Origin of the sequence: Kutzneria sp. 744, assembly GCF_000568255.1 — a bacterium.
In the GTDB taxonomy this organism is placed as follows: Bacteria; Actinomycetota; Actinomycetes; order Mycobacteriales; family Pseudonocardiaceae; genus Kutzneria.
Genome location: NZ_KK037166.1, coordinates 6,157,926 through 6,175,926, shown reverse-complemented (window position 1 = coordinate 6,175,926; position 18,001 = coordinate 6,157,926). Strand labels below are relative to the sequence as shown.

General features: G+C 69.7%; 24 protein-coding genes. 19 read left to right on the top strand and 5 right to left on the bottom strand.

The annotated features are described in order from the left end of the window. Positions 1-298 (bottom strand): GNAT family N-acetyltransferase (locus KUTG_RS28045; RefSeq protein ID WP_043720981.1); only part of this gene is annotated, 298 nt, incomplete at its 3' end. A gap of 18 nt (positions 299-316) precedes the next feature. Beyond that, on the bottom strand, positions 317-1,081 hold the full coding sequence (locus KUTG_RS28040; protein ID WP_043720978.1) for a winged helix-turn-helix transcriptional regulator: 765 nt from the start codon (positions 1,079-1,081) through the stop codon (positions 317-319). 174 nt (positions 1,082-1,255) lie between these two features. Between KUTG_RS28040 and KUTG_RS28035 the strand changes: the two genes are divergently transcribed. The 10 genes from KUTG_RS28035 to KUTG_RS27995 all read left to right on the top strand — a co-directional run bounded on the left by KUTG_RS28035 (position 1,256) and on the right by KUTG_RS27995 (position 9,432). Then, positions 1,256-2,122, top strand: coding sequence for an LmeA family phospholipid-binding protein (locus tag KUTG_RS28035; protein ID WP_052395498.1), 867 nt, complete (start codon positions 1,256-1,258; stop codon positions 2,120-2,122). Further along, positions 2,119-2,532, top strand: coding sequence for a TlpA family protein disulfide reductase (locus tag KUTG_RS28030; protein WP_043720976.1), 414 nt, complete (start codon positions 2,119-2,121; stop codon positions 2,530-2,532). Before KUTG_RS28035 ends, KUTG_RS28030 begins: the two co-directional genes overlap by 4 nt. Continuing rightward, a complete protein-coding gene (locus tag KUTG_RS66435) occupies positions 2,529-2,726 on the top strand; it encodes a putative leader peptide (protein ID WP_369794519.1) in 198 nt (65 codons plus the stop codon). The genes KUTG_RS28030 and KUTG_RS66435 overlap by 4 nt, the downstream gene beginning before the upstream one ends. Positions 2,727-2,801: 75 nt before the next feature. Next, the gene (locus KUTG_RS28025) at positions 2,802-3,230 is read left to right on the top strand and encodes a DUF4395 domain-containing protein (RefSeq protein WP_043720975.1); all 429 of its coding nucleotides are present in this window, start codon (positions 2,802-2,804) and stop codon (positions 3,228-3,230) included. Positions 3,231-3,264: 34 nt separating this feature from the next. After that, positions 3,265-4,101, top strand: a complete 837-nt coding sequence (locus KUTG_RS28020) for a sulfurtransferase (protein WP_043720973.1) — start codon at positions 3,265-3,267, stop codon at positions 4,099-4,101. Positions 4,102-4,112: 11 nt separating this feature from the next. Further along, a complete protein-coding gene (locus tag KUTG_RS28015; RefSeq protein ID WP_043720971.1) occupies positions 4,113-4,424 on the top strand; it encodes a DUF1416 domain-containing protein in 312 nt (103 codons plus the stop codon). A gap of 271 nt (positions 4,425-4,695) precedes the next feature. Then, on the top strand, positions 4,696-5,325 hold the full coding sequence (locus KUTG_RS28010) for a heme-binding beta-barrel domain-containing protein (protein WP_043720969.1): 630 nt from the start codon (positions 4,696-4,698) through the stop codon (positions 5,323-5,325). A gap of 33 nt (positions 5,326-5,358) precedes the next feature. After that, positions 5,359-5,943 (top strand): 5-oxoprolinase subunit PxpB, encoded by a 585-nt coding sequence (pxpB, locus tag KUTG_RS28005; protein ID WP_043730875.1) that lies wholly within the window; start codon positions 5,359-5,361, stop codon positions 5,941-5,943. After that, entirely contained in the window at positions 5,940-6,806 is an 867-nt protein-coding gene (locus KUTG_RS28000) for a 5-oxoprolinase subunit C family protein (RefSeq protein WP_043720966.1), read from the top strand. The genes pxpB and KUTG_RS28000 overlap by 4 nt, the downstream gene beginning before the upstream one ends. A 61-nt stretch (positions 6,807-6,867) precedes the next feature. After that, a complete protein-coding gene (locus tag KUTG_RS27995; RefSeq protein WP_043720964.1) occupies positions 6,868-9,432 on the top strand; it encodes a glycosyl hydrolase family 18 protein in 2,565 nt (854 codons plus the stop codon). Positions 9,433-9,522: 90 nt separating this feature from the next. On the opposite strand, the gene KUTG_RS27990 is transcribed toward KUTG_RS27995, so the two are convergent. Further along, a complete protein-coding gene (locus tag KUTG_RS27990; RefSeq protein ID WP_043720962.1) occupies positions 9,523-10,365 on the bottom strand; it encodes an aminodeoxychorismate lyase in 843 nt (280 codons plus the stop codon). A gap of 56 nt (positions 10,366-10,421) precedes the next feature. Here KUTG_RS27990 and KUTG_RS27985 point away from each other — a divergent pair, with 56 nt between their 5' ends. The 7 genes from KUTG_RS27985 to KUTG_RS27955 all read left to right on the top strand — a co-directional run bounded on the left by KUTG_RS27985 (position 10,422) and on the right by KUTG_RS27955 (position 15,233). Further along, positions 10,422-10,868, top strand: coding sequence for a Fur family transcriptional regulator (locus KUTG_RS27985; RefSeq protein ID WP_255360942.1), 447 nt, complete (start codon positions 10,422-10,424; stop codon positions 10,866-10,868). Next, a complete protein-coding gene (locus KUTG_RS27980; RefSeq protein ID WP_043720960.1) occupies positions 10,865-11,872 on the top strand; it encodes a CAF17-like 4Fe-4S cluster assembly/insertion protein YgfZ in 1,008 nt (335 codons plus the stop codon). The genes KUTG_RS27985 and KUTG_RS27980 overlap by 4 nt, the downstream gene beginning before the upstream one ends. Before the next feature lie 244 nt (positions 11,873-12,116). Further along, positions 12,117-12,641 (top strand): RNA polymerase sigma factor, encoded by a 525-nt coding sequence (locus tag KUTG_RS27975; RefSeq protein WP_043720959.1) that lies wholly within the window; start codon positions 12,117-12,119, stop codon positions 12,639-12,641. Positions 12,642-12,901: 260 nt separating this feature from the next. Continuing rightward, a complete protein-coding gene (locus KUTG_RS59030; RefSeq protein ID WP_157494809.1) occupies positions 12,902-13,066 on the top strand; it encodes a hypothetical protein in 165 nt (54 codons plus the stop codon). Positions 13,067-13,429: 363 nt separating this feature from the next. Then, positions 13,430-13,687, top strand: a complete 258-nt coding sequence (locus tag KUTG_RS27965; protein ID WP_157494808.1) for a hypothetical protein — start codon at positions 13,430-13,432, stop codon at positions 13,685-13,687. 69 nt (positions 13,688-13,756) lie between these two features. Further along, on the top strand, positions 13,757-14,611 hold the full coding sequence (locus KUTG_RS27960; protein ID WP_043720953.1) for a beta-keto acid cleavage family enzyme: 855 nt from the start codon (positions 13,757-13,759) through the stop codon (positions 14,609-14,611). A gap of 52 nt (positions 14,612-14,663) precedes the next feature. After that, entirely contained in the window at positions 14,664-15,233 is a 570-nt protein-coding gene (locus KUTG_RS27955) for an RsiG family protein (RefSeq protein ID WP_043720950.1), read from the top strand. A 72-nt stretch (positions 15,234-15,305) separates the two neighbouring features. On the opposite strand, the gene KUTG_RS27950 is transcribed toward KUTG_RS27955, so the two are convergent. Next, positions 15,306-16,199, bottom strand: coding sequence for a hypothetical protein (locus tag KUTG_RS27950; RefSeq protein WP_043720949.1), 894 nt, complete (start codon positions 16,197-16,199; stop codon positions 15,306-15,308). Positions 16,200-16,384: 185 nt separating this feature from the next. Between KUTG_RS27950 and KUTG_RS27945 the strand changes: the two genes are divergently transcribed. Further along, positions 16,385-16,573 carry a DUF3073 domain-containing protein gene (locus tag KUTG_RS27945; RefSeq protein WP_043720947.1) on the top strand — a complete coding sequence of 63 codons (189 nt, stop codon included), beginning with the start codon at positions 16,385-16,387 and terminating at the stop codon, positions 16,571-16,573. A gap of 63 nt (positions 16,574-16,636) precedes the next feature. Here KUTG_RS27945 and KUTG_RS27940 read toward each other — a convergent pair whose 3' ends face one another. Next, positions 16,637-17,062, bottom strand: coding sequence for a hypothetical protein (locus KUTG_RS27940; RefSeq protein WP_043720944.1), 426 nt, complete (start codon positions 17,060-17,062; stop codon positions 16,637-16,639). Between the two features lie 220 nt (positions 17,063-17,282). Here KUTG_RS27940 and KUTG_RS27935 point away from each other — a divergent pair, with 220 nt between their 5' ends. Further along, positions 17,283-17,858 (top strand): RICIN domain-containing protein, encoded by a 576-nt coding sequence (locus tag KUTG_RS27935; protein WP_043720943.1) that lies wholly within the window; start codon positions 17,283-17,285, stop codon positions 17,856-17,858. Positions 17,859-18,001: the final 143 nt, after the last annotated feature.

The following is an 18,001-nucleotide window of genomic DNA, read 5'->3' as shown; positions in this document are numbered from 1 at the left end:
CGGCCAGCGCCAGCAGCTGCCGCACGAGCCGCGTGCCGACGCCCCGGTTGCGGGCGGCGGGATGCACCAGCGCCTCGCCGACCGGGTGGCCGTTGGAATCGCCGTCGGTGTCGAGGTGGGCGTAGCCGACCACGCGCCCGTTGTCCTCGGCGAGCACGTGGGTGCCCGGTTTCGCGACGAACGAGGGCAGTTCGCCGGCGCCCTCGCGGTTGTCGGCGAGGCGAGCCGCCTCGAAGATGCCGGCCACCGCGTCCACTTCGACGGCGGTCAGCCGGTCCCGCCCAGTCAGCTCAGCCACGTCGACCGACGCTAGCGGTCAGCGGAACTGGTTGGCCAGCGCACGGAAGGCGTCGGACTCCGAATCGTCGTGCGTGTCGTGGTCGACGTGGCTGGCGGCGCGGGCGCCGGGCCGCGACGGCCGGACGAACTTGTAGCCGACGTTGCGCACAGTGCCGATCATCAGCTCGTGCTCGGGGCCGAGCTTGGCCCGCAGCCGCCGGACGTGCACGTCGACCGTGCGGGTGCCGCCGAAGAAGTCGTAGCCCCAGACCTCCTGCAGCAGTTGGGCCCGGGTGAACACCCGTCCCGCGTGCTGGGCGAGGTACTTGAGCAGCTCGAACTCCTTGTAGGTGAGCTCCAGCGGCCGGCCCTTGAGGCGGGCGGTGTAGGTCGCGTCGTCGATGAGCAGCTCGCCGAGCTGGATCGCGCCGGCGTTGCCGGACTGCTCCGGCTTGCGGCGGGAGCTGACCAGCCGGAGCCGGGCGTCGACCTCGGCCGGCCCGGAGTTCGGCAGCAGGATCTCGTCGACGCCCCAGTCGGCGGTGACGGCGACCAGGCCACCTTCGGTGACGATCGCCACAACCGGCACCTCGATGCCGCTGCTGGACAGCAGCCGGCACAGCGACCGGGCGCCGGCCAGGTCGCCGCGGGCGTCCACCAGGACGGCGTCGTGCGGGCCGGCCTCCAGCAGCGCCGACACCTCCGGCGCCAGCGGCCGCACCACGTGCGGAAGCAGGGAAAGCGCGGGCAGAACCGACGACGGGTCGGGATCCCCGGTCAACAGCAGCAGATCGACACCCATGGGCAAGCCGCCTCCTCTCGCGCCGCGACCCGGCCACCAGTGGGCGGGACAGCGGCGTACGGTGGCCAGGCCCCGTTGCCTGCGGATGTCCGGGAGAATACCTGTCGTGACCAGCCCCTCGGCCGGCCGAAACACGCGCGTCACACGAATTAACACGGGTGGGGAGATTTTCCGATGACCACAGCGACCCGGCCGCGCCGCGGCCGCCGGTGGAAGGTGCTGGTCGCCGTCCTGCTGGTGCTGGCCGCGCTGCTGGTGGCGGCCGACTTCACCTTCGCGGCCATCGGCGAGTACCAGGTGTCCAAGAAGATGCGCACGGAGCTGAAGCTGGCCGACGACCCGTCGGTGACCATCCACGGCTTCCCGTTCATGCTGCAGGCGGCCCGCGGCGACTACCAGGACATCGAGATCGAGGCCAACGGCATCCCGATCGGCGACACGCTGCGCGATCTGCAGGTCAAGGCCCATCTCTACGACGTGAAGGTGCCGCTGTCCGAGCTGGTCTCCGGCTCGGCCCACTCCGTGCTGATCAGCCAGGTCGAGGGCCAGGTCCAGATCACCGCGGCCGACGTGAACCGGGCGTTCAACGCCACCGACGTGGGCCAGGCGCTGGGCGTGTCCAACCTGACCGTCGGCCCGACCTCGCCGGACACGCTCTACGACACCCCGACGCCAACGCCGACGCCGACCCCCACGACCAGTCCGTACACCGACACCAGCGTGGGCGTACGGCTGTCGTTCAACGTCACCGTGGCCGGCCACCCGCTGAAGATCAACGCCTTCGGCCTGCTCGGCCTGTCCGGCACGAAGATCCAGGTCCAGCCGACCCGGCTGGAATTGGTGGACGGGGTCACGGCGTTGAAGGTTCCGGAGGCCTTTCAGCAGCCGATCGTGGCGGCGCTGTCCACCGAGCTGGACCTGGGCAAGGCGCTGCCGTTCACGGTGGTGCCGACCAAGGTAGGCGTGGACAACAACGCGTTCACGGTCAGCGGCAAGGCCACGAACGTGCAGCTGGGCAGCGGGAGGAGCGGACTGGGATGACCGGCGTGTGGGTGGTGCTGGCGGTGCTGGCGGCCGCCACCGTGCTGGGCTTCCTGCTCCGCGGACGGGACGGGCGAGTGCGCCGCAGCAAGCCGGCAGCTGACCTTCCGGCGCAGGTCAGGGACCTGATCGACCCGGCGTCCCCGGTGACGCTGGTGCAGCTGTCGACCACGTTCTGCGCCCCCTGCCGGCACACCCGCGTGATCCTGTCCGACCTCGCGTCCAGGACCGACGGCCTTGAGCACCGCGAGCTCGACCTAACCGACATGCCCGAGGTCGCCACCTCGCTGAAGGTGTTGCGCACGCCCACCACCGTCGCCTACGGACCGGACGGGGCCGAGCTGTTGCGGGTGGGCGGCGTGCCCAGGCGCGACGTGCTCGTCGAGGCCCTGCGCCCCCATCTGGCATGACCGTGAGCACCCTCACCGTGACCGATTGGCTCGGCCGACCGAGCTTTATCGATTCACCAATCATTCCATCTGGTGGACAGCCCTCCCACCAGGAGGGAGCAGCGGGTAGTCTCCGCCGTATGGCCCAGCTGCTGACGAAGCGACGCGCGGTGGATCTCTGCCGCGTGCGCAGCAGCCTGTGTCGGCCTTTCTGACCGGACGTCCGAGGCCCTACGCCTGACGTCCGCTGGACCCTCACGCCCAGAGGTCCCCCGGTCAGGAGGTCTTTCGTGTCCGCATCCCAGATCGATCCCCGAGGTCCGCGCTTCGGCGCCTGGATCACGACGGTCGTGCTGGCGGTCGTGCTGGCCACCGGTTGGTGGCCGCTGCTCGCGGCGCAGACCGTCGTGTTCGCCATCGGCGGCTTCCTCGGACTCCAGCACGCCCCGTACGGCCTGCTCTACCGGCGCTTCGTCGCACCGCGGCTGGGCCCGACCGACGAGCGCGAGGACGCGGCCCCGCCGCAGTTCGCGCAGACGGTCGGCTTTGCCTTCGCCCTGGTCGGCACGGTCGGATACGTGTCCGGGCTGACCGTCCTCGGCACCGTGGCCACCGCGCTCGCGCTGGTCGCTGCCTTCCTCAACGCGGCCTTCGCCTTCTGCCTGGGCTGCGAGATGTACCTGATCATCCGCCGGTTCGCGCCGGCCACCGGCAAGTGACACCCCATCCCCAATCCGGCGAAGGAGCCGATCGATGAGTCGCGAGAACGTGCTGGTCTCGGCGCAGTGGGCCGAGGACAACCTCGACACCGCGGGCGTGGTTTTTGTCGAGGTGGACGAGGACACCAGCGCCTACGACGGCGGCCACATCCCCGGCGCCGTGAAGATCGACTGGAAGACCGACCTCCAGGACCAGGTCCGCCGGGACTTCGTGGACCGCGCCGGCTTCGAGGCGCTGCTCTCGGCCCGCGGCATCGGCAACGACGACCAGGTCGTGCTGTACGGCGGCAACAACAACTGGTTCGCGGCCTACGCGTACTGGTACTTCAAGCTCTACGGCCACGACAAGGTGGCGCTGCTCGACGGCGGCCGCAAGAAGTGGGAGCTGGACGGGCGTCCGCTGGTCAAGGACGTGGTGAGCCGCCCGGCCACCGAGTACAAGGCCCAGGAACAGGACCTGACGCTGCGTGCCTTCCGCCAGGAGGTCGTGGACGCGATCAACGTCAAGAACCTGGTCGACGTGCGCTCCCCCGACGAGTTCAGCGGCAAGCTGCTCGCCCCCGCCCACCTGCCGCAGGAGCAGGCCCAGCGGGCCGGCCACATCCCCAGCGCGATCAACGTGCCGTGGAGCAAGGCCGCGAACGAGGACGGCACCTTCCGCTCCGACGCCGAGCTGGCCGAGATCTACGGCGAGGCCGGCCTGGACGGCGGCAAGTCCACCATCGCCTACTGCCGCATCGGCGAGCGCTCCTCGCACACCTGGTTCGTGCTGCGCGAGCTGCTCGGCCACACGGACGTGAAGAACTACGACGGCTCCTGGACCGAATACGGCTCGCTGGTCGGCGTGCCGGTCGCACTCGGCAGTGAATGAGAGGGACTGACATGACCGCAGCAGGATGTGGCGCTCCGGAGCAGGGCACGGCGCTTCCGGCCAACATCGACCCGGGCAAGGAGGTCGTGCTGTCCGGCACGGTCTCCGCGGCCGGCCAGCCGGTCGGCGGGGCCTTCGTGCGCCTGCTGGACTCCTCCGGCGAGTTCACCGCCGAGGTCGTCTCCTCGGAGCAGGGTGACTTCCGCTTCTTCGCGGCGCCGGGTGCCTGGACGGTGCGCGCGCTGCACCGCAGCGGCACCGGCGAGACGCAGGTGACGGCCGACGGCCCCGGCCTGCACCAGCTCCAGGTCGCAGTGGCCTGAAACACAGTGTTTGTCTCGCCGCGTTCCGCGGCGAGTGGACTCGCTCCAAGCCGGTGCCTTCCCTTGGCTCAGGAAAACCGCTGGAAAGACGCGGTTTTCCTGAGCCCGCGGTCCAGGCACCGGCGCGAGCCCACCAGGCTGGGGCCAACAGCACCGTCTATTCTGTGCGCGTGGAACTCTTCTTCACGATCCTCATGGTGCTGGTCTGCGTCGCCATCGCGTGGTTCTCGGTGTACGTGGTGTACCGCCTGCTGCAGGACCACCGCTGACCATGACGGGACCACAGTTCGGCAGCGGCGACGCCGCGGTCCACGCCGCCGACCAGCGCGCGGAGTCCACGCGCGACCGCAACCTACCCCAGTTCGACGATCTCCCGATCCCGGGTGACACCGCGAACCTGCGGCTGGGCCCCAACCTCAACGACGCCTGCCTGGCGCTGCTGCCGCTGGTCGGCGTGTGGCGCGGCGAGGGCCAGGTCGTCTACCCGACGATCGACGGCCCGTTCCGGTTCGGCCAGCAGATCACCTTCGCCCACGACGGCCGCCCGTTCCTCACCTACGAGGCCCGGTCCTGGCTGCTCGACGAGGACGACAACGTGATCCGGCCGGCCGCCCGCGAGTCGGGCTTCTGGCGTCCGCAGGCCGACGACACCATCGAGGTGCTGGTCACCCACGCCACCGGGGTCGTCGAGATCTACTACGGCACGCCGCTCACCCAGACCTCCTGGGAGATGGCCACCGACATCGTGATGCGGACCTCGACGGCCAAGGAGGTCGTCGCGGCCAAGCGCCTGTACGGGCTGGTCAACAACGGCGACCTGGCCTACGTGGAGGAGCGGGCGATGGTCGGCGAGGCGCTGCAGCCGCACGTCTCGGCGCAGCTCGTCCGCGTCGTCGGCTGACACGTGCTCCTGCGGCGGTGCGGCCGGCACGCGATGCTGGTCGAGCTGGACTCGCTGGCCGAGGTGGAGGCGCTGCACGGCGCCCTGCTGGTCGCGGATCTGCCCGATGTCGTCGAGCTCGTGCCCGCCGCCACCACCGTGCTGATCGCCGTTCGCCCCGGTTCGGACGGTCTGAACCGGGCGCGCGCCGTCGTCGAGGCGGCCGATCTGTCGCACCCGCCTGATCGCACGCCGCGACAGGTCCGGCTGCCGATCGTCTACGACGGCCCCGATCTGGAATTGGTGGCCTCGACCGCTCGTTTGAGCGTCGACGAGGTCGTCGCGCTGCACAGCGGCGCGGAGTACACGGTGGCGTTCTGCGGTTTCGCGCCCGGCTTCGGCTACCTGGTCGGGTTGCCGGAACCGTTGCGGCAGGCCAGGTTGGACAATCCCCGGACCAAGGTGCCGGCCGGATCCGTTGGCATCGCGGGGGAATTCACCGGCGCGTATCCCACGGCCTCGCCCGGCGGCTGGCGGCTGATCGGCCGCACCAGCGCGATTCTCTTCGACGCCAAGCGAACCCCGGACCCGGCGCTGCTCGCGCCCGGCGATCACGTCCGGTTCGAGGTGGCGTCGTGAGCCGCTCGCTGACCGTGGTCCGGGTCGGCCCGCAGACGTTGATCCAGGATCTCGGCCGGCCCGGCAACGCGCATCTGGGCGTGCCGCCGTCGGGAGCGCTGGACGTGCCGGCGCTGACGCTGGCCAACCGGCTCGTGGGCAATCCCGAGTCGGCGGCCGGGATCGAGGCCCTGCTGGGCCGGATCCAGTTGCGCGCCAACTGTTCCTGCACGGTCGCCGTCACTGGGCCCAGCGTGCTGGTCTCCGTCGGCGATCACCTCGTCGACTCCCACGCCCCGGTGCATCTGCGGGCGGGCGACGTGCTGGGCCTCGGCGCCCCTGTCGGCGGACTTCGTTGCTACGTCGCGGTTTCCGGCGGCATCGACGTGCCGTTGCAGCTTTCCAGCCGGGCCACGGACATTCTCTCCGGCATCGGGCCGGATCCCCTGCGGGCCAACGATGTTCTGCCGCTCGGTTCGGTCGACGGCCTGCCGGAAGGCGCGGATGTGCTGTCGCCTTCGGTCGCGCCGGCCGAGCTCGTCGTGCCGGTGCTGCTCGGTCCCCGTGAGGACTGGTTCGACGACCCCCACGGGCAGCTGGCCGCCGGCCGGTGGACGGTTTCCCAGCAGAGCAACCGGGTCGGGCTGCGGCTGGACGGCACCGCCCTGCGCCGCGCCGCCGCGTTCGAGGCGCGGGAGCTGCCGAGCGAGGGCGTGGTGACCGGATCGGTTCAGGTGCCGGCCAACGGCCGGCCGGTGCTGTTCCTGGCCGATCATCCCGTCACGGGCGGCTATCCGGTGATCGGCGTAGTGACCGCCGAGGCCCTGCCCCGGTTGGCGCAGGCCCGGCCGGGAACACCCGTTCGGCTGCAACCGCTCCGTTGACGCAGTGGTCTAGGCCACTTTACTGTTCAGAACGGGCCGCCGCCTGGACCGTAGGAGCACCATGCGCAAGCTTGCACTGCTCTCGGCAACCCTGCTGACGTTAGGCGCCGCCGTCGCGCTCGCCCCACAGGCGGCCGCGACCACCGGCCTCACCGCCACGTTCACCGTATCGGCGGGCGGCGGCAAGTACGTCGTGGCCAACTCGACGGCCGCGGCCATCACCGGCTGGTCGATCGCCTTCGACCTGCCCACCGGCGTCACCGCGAGCAATCCGCAGAACGGCACCCTGACCCAGTCCGGCACCCACGTGACGGCCACGCCGGCGTACTACATCAACACCGTTGCCGCCCATGGCAACACCGAGCCGTACAGTCTGTCCTTCTCCCTCAGTTCGGCGGCCACGCCCGCCGCGTGCCTGCTCAACGGGGTCAACTGCGATGGGTCGGGCGGAACGACCCCGCCGCCGCCGGCCGCCGTGACCGCGCAGTACTCGCAGGCCGGGTCGACCGGGAAGTACTTGGTGGCCAACAACTCCGACACCGACCTGAAGTCGTGGTCACTGGCCTTCGACCTGCCCAGCGGGACCACGGTCGGCAATGGCCAGAACGGCACCGTGACGCAGACCGGCACCCATGTGGTGGCCACCCCGGCCTACTACAACACGGTGGTGAAGGCCCATGGCAGCACCGAGCCGTACAGCCTGACGTTCACGGTCAGCGGTTCGGGCAGCCCGCAGAAGTGCCGGGTGAACGACCTGAAGTGCGACGGTTCCGCCGACGCGCCACCGAGTGCGCCCACGAACCTGCACGCCACGGCCAAGACCACCAAGACCGTGCTGCTGGCCTGGAATGCCGCCACCGCCGGGGATCTGCCCATCGCCGGTTATGACGTGTACAACGGATCCACGCTGGCCGCGTCGGTCACCGGCACGTCAACGGCCATCGCCGGCCTGACGCCGAAGACGTCGTACACCTTCACCGTCAAGGCCAAGGACGCTCATGGCACGTCATCGGCGGCCAGCGCACCGGTCACCGTGACGACCAACGACCCGTCGGCCGACACCCAGGCTCCTTCTGCCCCAACAAATCTGGCCGTCACCGGCAAGGATTCCGTGACGATCTCGCTGAGCTGGTCGGCGTCGACCGACAACACCGGTGTGGTGTCGTACGACGTGTTCAACGGATCTGTCGTCGCCACAACGGTCACTGGCACTTCGGCGACCGTGACCGGCCTGAGTCCGTCCACTCAGTACACATTCACCGTGCGCGCCCGTGACGGCTACGACAACGTGTCCGCGGCCAGCAGTGCCGTCACCGCAACGACTTCCGACGTCATCGGCAGCGGCTACGCCAAGGTCGGCTACTTCGTGCAGTGGGGCATCTACGGCCGCCAGTACTTCGTCAAGAACCTGGTGACCACCGGCGCGGCCGCGAAGCTGACGCATCTGCTGTACGCGTTCGAGAACATCGACCCGGTCAACCTGACCTGCCTGTCCGGCGTCACCCGTGGCACCACCGCCGATCCCGAGGACCCCAACCAGGGTGACGGGGCCGGCGACGCCGACGCCGACTACGGCCGTCCGTTCGCCGCGGCCCAGGCCGTCAACGGCGTCGCCGACGACGGTTTCGCGCCGCTGCGCGGAAACCTCAACCAGCTCAAGGAACTCAAGGCGCTGTACCCCGCCATGAAGATCCTGGTCTCCATCGGCGGCTGGACGTACTCGAAGTACTTCTCCGACGTGGCCAAGACCGACGCGTCGCGCAAGAAGTTCGTCGCCTCCTGCCTCGACACCTGGATCAAGGGCAACCTGCCGCAGACCGAAGGCGCCGGCGGCGCCGGTGTGGCGGCCGGCATCTTCGACGGCATCGACATCGACTGGGAGTGGCCCGGCGACGCCAACGGCCACCCCGGCAACCACTACAGCCCGTCCGACAAGGCCAACGTGACCGCTTTGCTGGCCGAGTTCCGCACCGAGCTGGACGCGTTGGGCGCCGCGAACGGCAAGCGGTACCAGCTGTCCGCGTTCACCCCGGCCGACCCGACCAAGGTCAGCGAGGGCTGGGACCTGCCGCAGACCGGCAAGTCGCTGGACATGTTCAACGTGCAGGGCTACGACTTCCACGGCTCCGGCAGCGACAACTCGTGGGAGCCCAACCAGACCGGCGACCAGGCCAACCTGTACCCGGCGTCGAACGACCCGTATTCGTTCCACTTCAGCGTGGACAGGGCCGTGCAGACCTATCTCGCCGCCGGGGTCAATCCACGCAAGATGACCGTGGGAATCCCGTTCTACGGCCGAGGTTGGCAGGGCGTCACCGACGGTGGCGCCCACGGCGAATGGCAGGCCGCGCACGGGGCCGCGACGGGACAGTTCCCCGAGGAGGCCGGAACCCGGGGCTACAGCAACCTGATCAGCTCCGTGCCCGGCATGACCGTCTATCACAACACCCAGGCCGTTGCCACGTATGGATATGACGGCAACCAGTGGTGGTCGTTCGACGACACCTGGTCCATCACGCAGAAGATGGCCTACATCAAGAGCAAGGGCCTGCTCGGCGCGATGATCTGGGAGATGTCCGGCGACACCGGGACCCTGATGTCCGCAGTGGACGGTGGCCTTCGGTAACCAAGATCAAGGGACCGATCCAGACCTTGAACGTCAGGAAGGGCCCCTTACTGGCGTTCAACGTCAGTAAGGGGCCCTTCCTGACGTCTCTCAGTACTCGGACTCGTAGAGGGCGGTCAGCTCGCGCAGCAGCGCCGAGGAGTCCTTGAGCTGGTGGCCGTCCAGGGTGTGGATGCGGGTCACGCAGCGGACGCTGGACACCAGGAACAGGCCCTCGGCCTCGACCAGGTCGGCGGCCGGGATGGGCTCCACCTTGATCGACCAGCCGGCCCGCTCGGCCGCGCGGAACAGCGCCGCCTGGGTCGTGCCCGGCAGGATGCCGATCGTCGAGGGCGGCGTCACCAGCGTGCGGTCGCGGACCAGGACCAGCGTCGAGGTCGGGCCCTCCAGCACCGAGCCGTCGGCCGCCGTGAAGATCACGTCGTCCGCGCCCTCGCGGGCGGCGTAGCGGCCGGCCGCCATGTTCACCGCGTACGACAGCGACTTGGCCCCCAGCAGCAGCCACGGGGCCCGCTGGGCCAGGCCCGGCTCGAAGCCGCGCTCCAGCGTCACCGCCGCGATGCCCTCGGCCCGCTGCTTGAGCACCTTGTCGGCGATCGGCAGTCCCATCGCGAACGCCGTCGGCGTGCCGTCGCCGTACTCGTTGCCGCGGGTCAGGATCAGCTTGAGCGCCATGTCCTTGCCGCCGGACCAGTTGTTGATCACGGCGTCGACCGCCCGCTCCCAGCCCGCCCGGTCGGGCTCGGGCAGTTCGAGCATGGCCGCCGAGCGGTCGAGCCGGTCCAGGTGCGGAGCCAGCTCCCTCGGTTTGCCGTCGACCACCAGGATCGTCTCGAACACACCGTCGCCGCGGAGCAACCCCAGGTCGTCCACCCGCAGCAGCGGGGCCTCGGGATCCGCGGTCGTTCCGTCCAGGAAGGCCAGCACGCGCATGGGCCGAGCCTACTCAGCCCGCCGCGTCCGGTTCTGCGACGTCCTATCCTGGGGGAGTGGAGACCGTGAGCCCCGAGGAGGCCGCGCGGCTGCGCCGCACGTTGCACGAGCGTGGGCTGCGGATGACCCCTCAGCGTCAGTTGGTGCTGGACGCCGTCCGCGAGCTCGAGCACGCCACGCCCGAGCAGATCTGCCAGCGGGTGCAACGCGTCACGCCGACCGTCAACATCACCACCGTCTACCGGACCCTTGAGCTGTTGGAGAAGCTCAGCCTGGTCCGGCACACCCATCTCGGCCACGGAGCGCCGTCCTACTCCGTCGAGGAGCACGAGCACGTGCACCTCGTGTGCCACAGCTGTGGGCAGGTCGACGAGGTGCCGTGCGACCTGTTGGACGACCTCGCCGCCCGGCTCAGCCGTGGCCGTGGCTTCCAGCTCGACGCCAGCCACCTCGCGTTGTCTGGCATCTGCCGCAACTGTTCCGCTTCTGAGGAGACCCCTTGACCGCCGTTGATGCCCCCGCCGGTTCCGTCGACGCCGGCGTGCCGTGGCACTACGGCGACCCCTTCGCCGAGCAGCGCGTCGCCGCCCGTTCGGCGGCCGTGGTCGACCGCTCCAACCGCGAGGTCATCGCCGTGCCCGGCGAGGACCGCCTGACCTGGCTGCACAACCTCACCAGCCAGCACGTGCTCAACCTCCGTGACGGCGAGACCACCGAGCTGCTGGTGCTCGACATCCAGGGCCGGGTCGAGCACCACGCCGTGCTCACCGACTTCGAGGGCACCGCGTGGTTGGACGTCGAGCCCGGCACCGGCAAGGCGTTGCTGGCCTACCTGGAGTCGATGCGGTTCTGGTCCAAGGTCGAGCCCCGGGACGCCACCGCCGAGATCGCCGTTCTGTCGGTCATCGGTCCTCAGGCGCCGTCCCTGGTCACCTTCGGCGGCCTGGTCCGCCCCATGCCGTGGGGCGCCGACCTGCTCGTTCCGCGCGAGTCGAAGGACGCCGAATTCACTCGATTGGTTGACGCCGGGGCTCGCCCCGCCGGCTCGCTCGCCTTCGAGGCCCTCCGTGTCGAGCTGCTGCGCCCCCGGCTCGGCGTCGACACCGACGACCGCACCATCCCGCACGAGGCCCGCTGGATCGGCACCGCCGTGCACCTCAACAAGGGCTGCTACCGGGGCCAGGAGACCGTCTCCAAGGTCGAGAACGTCGGCCGCCCGCCCCGCCGCCTGCTCCTGCTGCACCTCGACGGCTCCCTCGACGCCCTGCCCGAGACCGGCGACCCTGTCACCCTGGACGGCAAGGTCGTCGGCCGCGTCGGCACCGCCGTCCGCCACCACGAGCTCGGGCCCATCGCCCTGGCCCTGATCAAGCGCTCGGTCCCGTTGGACGCCGTGCTGGCCGCCGGCCCTGCCGAGGAGCCCATCGCCGCCTCCATCGACCCCGACTCGGTGCCCCCGGACAACGCCGCCCTCGGCCGCGAGGCCGTCCGCAACCTGGGCCGATAACCGACGCGGTGCCCGCCCACGGCCTGCGCGTGACGTGGAGCACGTTTTCCCGACCAGGTCCAGATGATCTTCATTTGGGCCGTTGTCCAGGGATAGCTCCACAACCGTTCGCCGTGCGCTCGACGCACGTCGGGCGTGCCCGAGGTAGAAGGGAGCCGGCACGATGCCCGGTTCTCGCAAGACGCGTTCCCATCCCTGGCCTCCCGTCGCGCGCCACCACGACAGGAGGCCGGGACGTGGGGCGTTGCCCGTCTTCGGAGGGGCACGAACCACGAAGCAGCACTCTTTCGTCGACAGCGACGAGTTCGCGGCCTCCGTCGCGCTGATCTACCCGAGGATCTACTGGGTTGCGCGGCAGTGGTGCACCAAGGCGGAAGACCCCGACGACTTCGTCCAGGACACGTTTCTCAAGGTGTGGAAAACCTGGTCGAAGTCTCGCGACAACGAAGTGTGGACAGCGCCGTACTGCGTCAAGGCCCTGAAGAGCGTGATCATCGATGCTCGGCGCAAGCACACTGTTCCCATCGCCGATGGCGCGGATGTCGATCTCACAGAAGTGAGTTATGAGGTCGAACTGCGCAACGGCGCGATGGACAGCCGGACGCAGAGTCTACTCGGCCACCTGACCGAGCGTCAGCGTTCGGTTGTCACGGCGGTGGTGTTCGACGGGTACAAGCCGGCCGAAGTGGCCGAGATGTACGGGCTCGACCGCCAGACGGTGTACGACGCAAAAAGGGTCGCCTTGGCCAAGTTGGCCGATCTGATTTAACGGAGGATCTATTTTCAGGAAGGGGTGCTATGGGCGTCCGACAGCAGAATCGTGAGTGCCCGAACCCTTCCCTGCCACAGGCGGAACATCGGGACCAGGTCGCGCGAGTCGTCAGAGCGGTTCGCGCGACCCTCCCGGTGTCCTGTCTGGACGGCGCGAGGCAGGCCGGGCATGCGCTCGCCGGCATGCCCACGCCGTCGGGGACTGCTCGTCCCATTGAGCAGTGGGTGTCGCCCAACCTCGTACGCGCGGAGTTGGTCGTGCGCGAACGAGAGGCGCTGGGTGGAGATGCCGACAGTGCGCGCCGCGTGGCGGAGCTACTCGAGGCGCTCCACGAATTCGATCAGGCGGAACAGTGGTGGCGCAAGGCCGCTGACCTCGGTGACGAAGACGCGATCGACCACGTGAGGTACCTGCTCAGGTAGTCGACCGCACTCGGCGGTGAACGGTATTGGAGCACATTGAGGAGATGATGGTTCAGAAATGCAAGGAGGTGTGGACGTTTTCGAAAAGTGTCACATATCGGTCAGGCGGCTACCGGAGCTGATTAGCCTAATCCGGCTCGCCGCCATCGTCATGCCGCGCACCGGGGGGTGGGCGGCGGAACGATTCGCTTTCTCTGGCGCGACACCAAGGCGGGCCAGGGACAGCTGCTGATCGACAGGTGGAGGCTGCCTCAGACGTGGGGAGGCGGCCTCCACCCGCCCAGCGCCGGGCTCATACGTTCCAGATGGCCACCACGGATGGCGTTCTTCGTTGCGTTCACCGCGACAGAAGGAGAGAAGCCGGTGGGGAACCAGGAACTCCCGCCCGCGTGGCGGATGATCGACGGCTGGCTGCGCGACCCGAGGATCCGGCGTGACGGGCTGATCGCCTTGACGTTGATCCTCGCCGCGTCGGTCGTCGCCGTCTCACTGCTGGCCAGTGCCGCGGCGGCGGTCGCGGTCAGCGGACTCGCGTTGTGCTCCGGCGTCGGAGCAACCACGGCGCACATCGTCAACCGCAAGGCGCGCCGCATGGGGCAGCCCCACCAGCCACACTGCTAATTCTTCGGCCAACCGAGAGTTAGGCCGTAAATCTTCCGTCCACCGATCCCTGCGTGCGAGGATCGGCGCATGTCAGCGTCGACGCAGCGCCCTGGTTCGCACGGCACGCTCATCACGGTGGCCCCGACGGGGGCGGAGCACGCCAAGGCGGACGTGCCCAACCTGCCGGTGACCCTGGACGAGCTGGTGCGCACGGCCAAGGACTGCGAGCGGGTGGGGGCGTCGATGATCCACGTCCACATCCGGGGCACGGACGCGAAGCCGACGCTGGACCTGGGCCTGCTGAAGGCGACGGTGGCGGCGCTGCGGGCGGAGACGGACCTGGTGGTGCAGCTGTCGACGGGCGGCGCGGTGACGGACCCGGAGGAGAACCGGCTGCGGGTGCTGGAGGCGGGCCCGGACTCGGCCTCCTGCACGATGGGCACGGTCAACTTCGGCGACGACGTCTTCATGAACCGCTGGGAGTTCGTGGTCGAGCTGCACAAGCGGATGCGGGACCGGGGCATCGTGCCGGAGTACGAGATCTTCGACCTGGGCCAGCTGACGAGCCTGCGCCGGCTGCTGGACCAACACGGCCTGCCGGCGGGTGGGCATGTGCACGTGGACCTGGTGATGGGTGTGCCGGGAGGCATGCCGGGGGACACGGAGACGCTGGCGGCGGCGCTGAGGGTGATCCCGGACGGCGCGACGTTCTCGGCCACCGGGATCGGACGCTCCGCCATACCGGTGATGTTCGCGGCGCTCTCGGCGGGCGGTCACCTGCGTGTCGGGATGGAGGACACGATCTCCTACGCACGGGGCGAGCGGGTCCGCGACAACGCTCAGCTGGTGGCCAGGGCCAGTGGCCTCGCCCGGATAGCCCAGCGGCCGCCGCTGCCGGCGGACGAGGTCCGAAAGCTGCTCGGAGTGCAACGGTCCGGTTGAAACCGACTCCTAGGTGTTGGCGGGTGACGCCCACGTGCTTCAGGATGGCGGTGTGATCGAGGTCCGTCCTGGCGGGCGGCGGCGAATCGACCGGGTGCTCGCTCCGGACTACACGGCCGGTGTCGAGCAGCGTCCGCTCGATGAGGTCCGCGCGCTGCGCGATGAGACGGCGCAGGAGGAGACCGACCTGTCCTACCTGCGTCGGCTGCTCCACGCCCGAATCGACATCGTGAAGGCGGAGCAGCAACGCAGAGTCGAGGGCGGCGGCGCCTCCGTGGTGGACCGCCTGGTCTCGATCCTGTCCGAGAACGCCGTCGGTCCGGCGACCGGTCTCGGCCGCTATCAGACGATGGAGCCGTCACGGGCGGAGGCGCACCGGCGGCACGTCGAGGCGCTGGTCTCCGACGTGGACCTGTCCGATGTGGCGTCGCTGACCGACGAGAAGCTGGACCAGGCCCGGCAGGCCTTCGTGGCCGAGGAGGCCTCGGTCTCGGCCCGCCGCCGCGAGGTGCAGATCGTGATGGACAAGCTCAACGCCGAGATCGCCGGCCGCTACCAGCGGGGCAGCGCCTCGGTGGACGAGCTGCTGGCCAACGAGCGGACCCGCCGCGAGGCGGACTGACCTTGACGCAGGGAAGGACGCCTTACCCTCGTTGAACGTGGGTAAGGCGTCCTTCCCTGCATAAGTAGGCCCCTAGCCCAGGCGTTCCTTGCCGGCGAGCTCGCCCCAGAAGTCACGGAGCTGCTCGTAGCGGGAGGCGACGGCGTCGGCGTCGCCGGACTCCATGGCGTCGACGATGGCGTGCACGTCCTGAGCCGAGGTGTCCTCGAGCAGCTCCTGGTCGTCGAGCAGCTGGACGAGGCCGCCGTAGTCGAGCTCGACGGCCGAGTGCGGGTGGAAGTGCTCCAGCCAGCGGCCGGTGTCCTTGAGGACCCGGGCCGGGCCGTTCTCGCCGAGCGACTCCCGGACCACGGAGTGGGCCCGCGCCACCCGGCGGCGGGCGTCGGCCATGGCGATCCGCCACGCGACCTGCCGTTCGCCGTCCTCGCGGGGCGCCAGGATGATGTGCCGGCTGTCCGGGTCGACGAGGGAGAACCACGGCAGCGGCACGGTCCACGTGGTGGACACCACATGCACCGCGCCCCCGTGCAGCTCGGCCATGACGGCGCCGGCCCGGGTGCGGGCGATGTCGGCCGGGATGGTCAGGGCAGCGGCCTTCAGCACGCCGGAAGAGGTGCTCAGGAAGCCCACCAGCGCCGCGGCGGAGCGGGGCCGCATGTCCAGCGGGCAGACGAGCGGCCCGGGGCCCACGGTGGCGCTCTCGCTGGTCGGCACCTCGGCCGGATCCAGCACCAGCACGTCGACCGGGGCGTTGGGGGCGGGGCGGCCGTCGGACAGCTCGCCGGGCAGCAGCCGCGGCGGCGTGGCCAGCTGTGATCGGAGCCACAGTTCGCGCTCCCGGTCGCCGGCCTCGGCCCGGCTCAGCGGGCCGTCGGTGACGGCCTGACGCAGCCGGTCGGCCAACGGAGCGTCGAAGGCCGACAACGGTTCGTACACTCGCAGGTAAGCGGAGAACGGGCGGGGCACACCCGAATCGTGCCACGATCGGCGGCCCGACCGGGCGTCGTCGGGGTGTCGCGCGGTCCACAGGCAAGCCGCGTCGCACCGAACCCCGTCGACACGGTACGGTAGTTACCAGGAACCAGTTGTCGTGACGAGTGGGGCCGCCGATTCCCCCGGCCGCCCCCGTCCCTGTGCGAGGGGGTCGAGCCATGGGGCGCGGCCGAGCGAAGGCCAAGCAAACGAAGGTGGCCCGAGAGCTCAAGTACAGCTCCCACAACACGGACTTCGACGCGCTGCAGCGTGAGCTGTCGGGCGGCGAGCAGTCCCCTGTGGGTCCGCCGGACGATGAGCCTACGGACGACCCGTACGACGACGATTACGACGACTACCGTCGTTGACGCGTCTGCGACATGGCGAGGGTTGGGCTGCCGGGTGACCGGCCGCCCAGCCCTCCGTTTTGCCTACCCAACAACCCGGTAGTCACCGATCCGACAGGACCAGTGACCCGGGTCGTTCGGGCATACCCACATCGCGGCGTCCCGCACCTCGGGCACCAGCGGATGCTCGTGCCCCGGGCACGGCGGCAGCGGGCGGCCGTACTCCTCGATGAACACGTCCTGGAGCCGCTCGGCCAGGTTCCGCCGCAGCTGCTCGACGCCGGCATTCAGCATGCGCACCGGCAGCCCGAAGGCGGCCCGGCGCACGTGGTCGAACCACACCGTGCAGGCCAGCAGCGGCCGGTCCGTGGGATCGCCGACCTCCACCCTCAGCTCCGGATGCAGCCGGGGCAGCGCCGCCGCGAGGTCGTCGGCGATCTGGGCGACGAGGCGGCGGAAGCCGTCGGGGAAGTGGTCGGGGCAGCGGACCGGGACACGCGAGGGGTGCATCGTCGCCGACGATAGCGGCAGTTGATCAGCGCCGCCGGGGTTCCGGCTGCTCGTCAGCGGATCGGGTCGACCCGGGGCCACATTGACAAGTAGTTCACGGCGACCATGCTCGTTGTTAGCTTGGTAAGCGAACAACCGAAACCACAACTAATCAAAACCGGCGCCGCTACATCTGGCTGTGCACATCGAACTGTTTCCTCGAACGAGGGAGTTTCTCGTGATGCACAGAAAGCTGATGGCCGCCGCGGCCATCGCGCTCACACTCATCGCCACCGTCCTGACCTCGCAGGCCGACGCCGCCCCGGCCGCGCCAGGCGGGCTGGTGCCGCTGAAGGCCGCGGTCACGGGCGTGCGGCCGCATTCGACGGCCGCCGCGTGGATCCGGATCCACAGCCTGTACGGCAACAAGGGCCAGTGCCTCGACGCCGATGCCACCAACGGCGGAAACGGCACCCGGGTCCAGGTGTGGGCCTGCAACGGGTCGAGCCAGCAGGCCTGGTATTCGACCGACGACGGATTCCTCATCAACGGCCGATTCCAGAGCATGTGCCTGGACGCCGACCTCAACGGCGGCGGCAACAACGGCACGGTGTTGCAGCTCTGGCAGTGCAACAGCACCAGCCAGCAGCAGTGGTGGACCCGCGCCAACGACCTGGCCATATACAACGGGCGGTTCCTGAACAACTTCAACACCTGCGTCGACCGGGACACCAACGGCCCGGACAACGGGGCCCGGGCCCAGCTGTGGCAGAAGAACTTCCAGCCGCAGCAGTGGTGGGAGATCCTGGCGGCGTGATCTGACAGCGGCGGCCCCGCTCCCCCCGACCGGGAGCGGGGCCGTCCGTCCCCCTCGGCTGGAGAAAGTAGCGGACCTGGTGGGTCTTGGCCTCGTCGAGCTCGGCCCGGGCGGTTTGTACCTCTTTTCGGTGCGAGGACTGC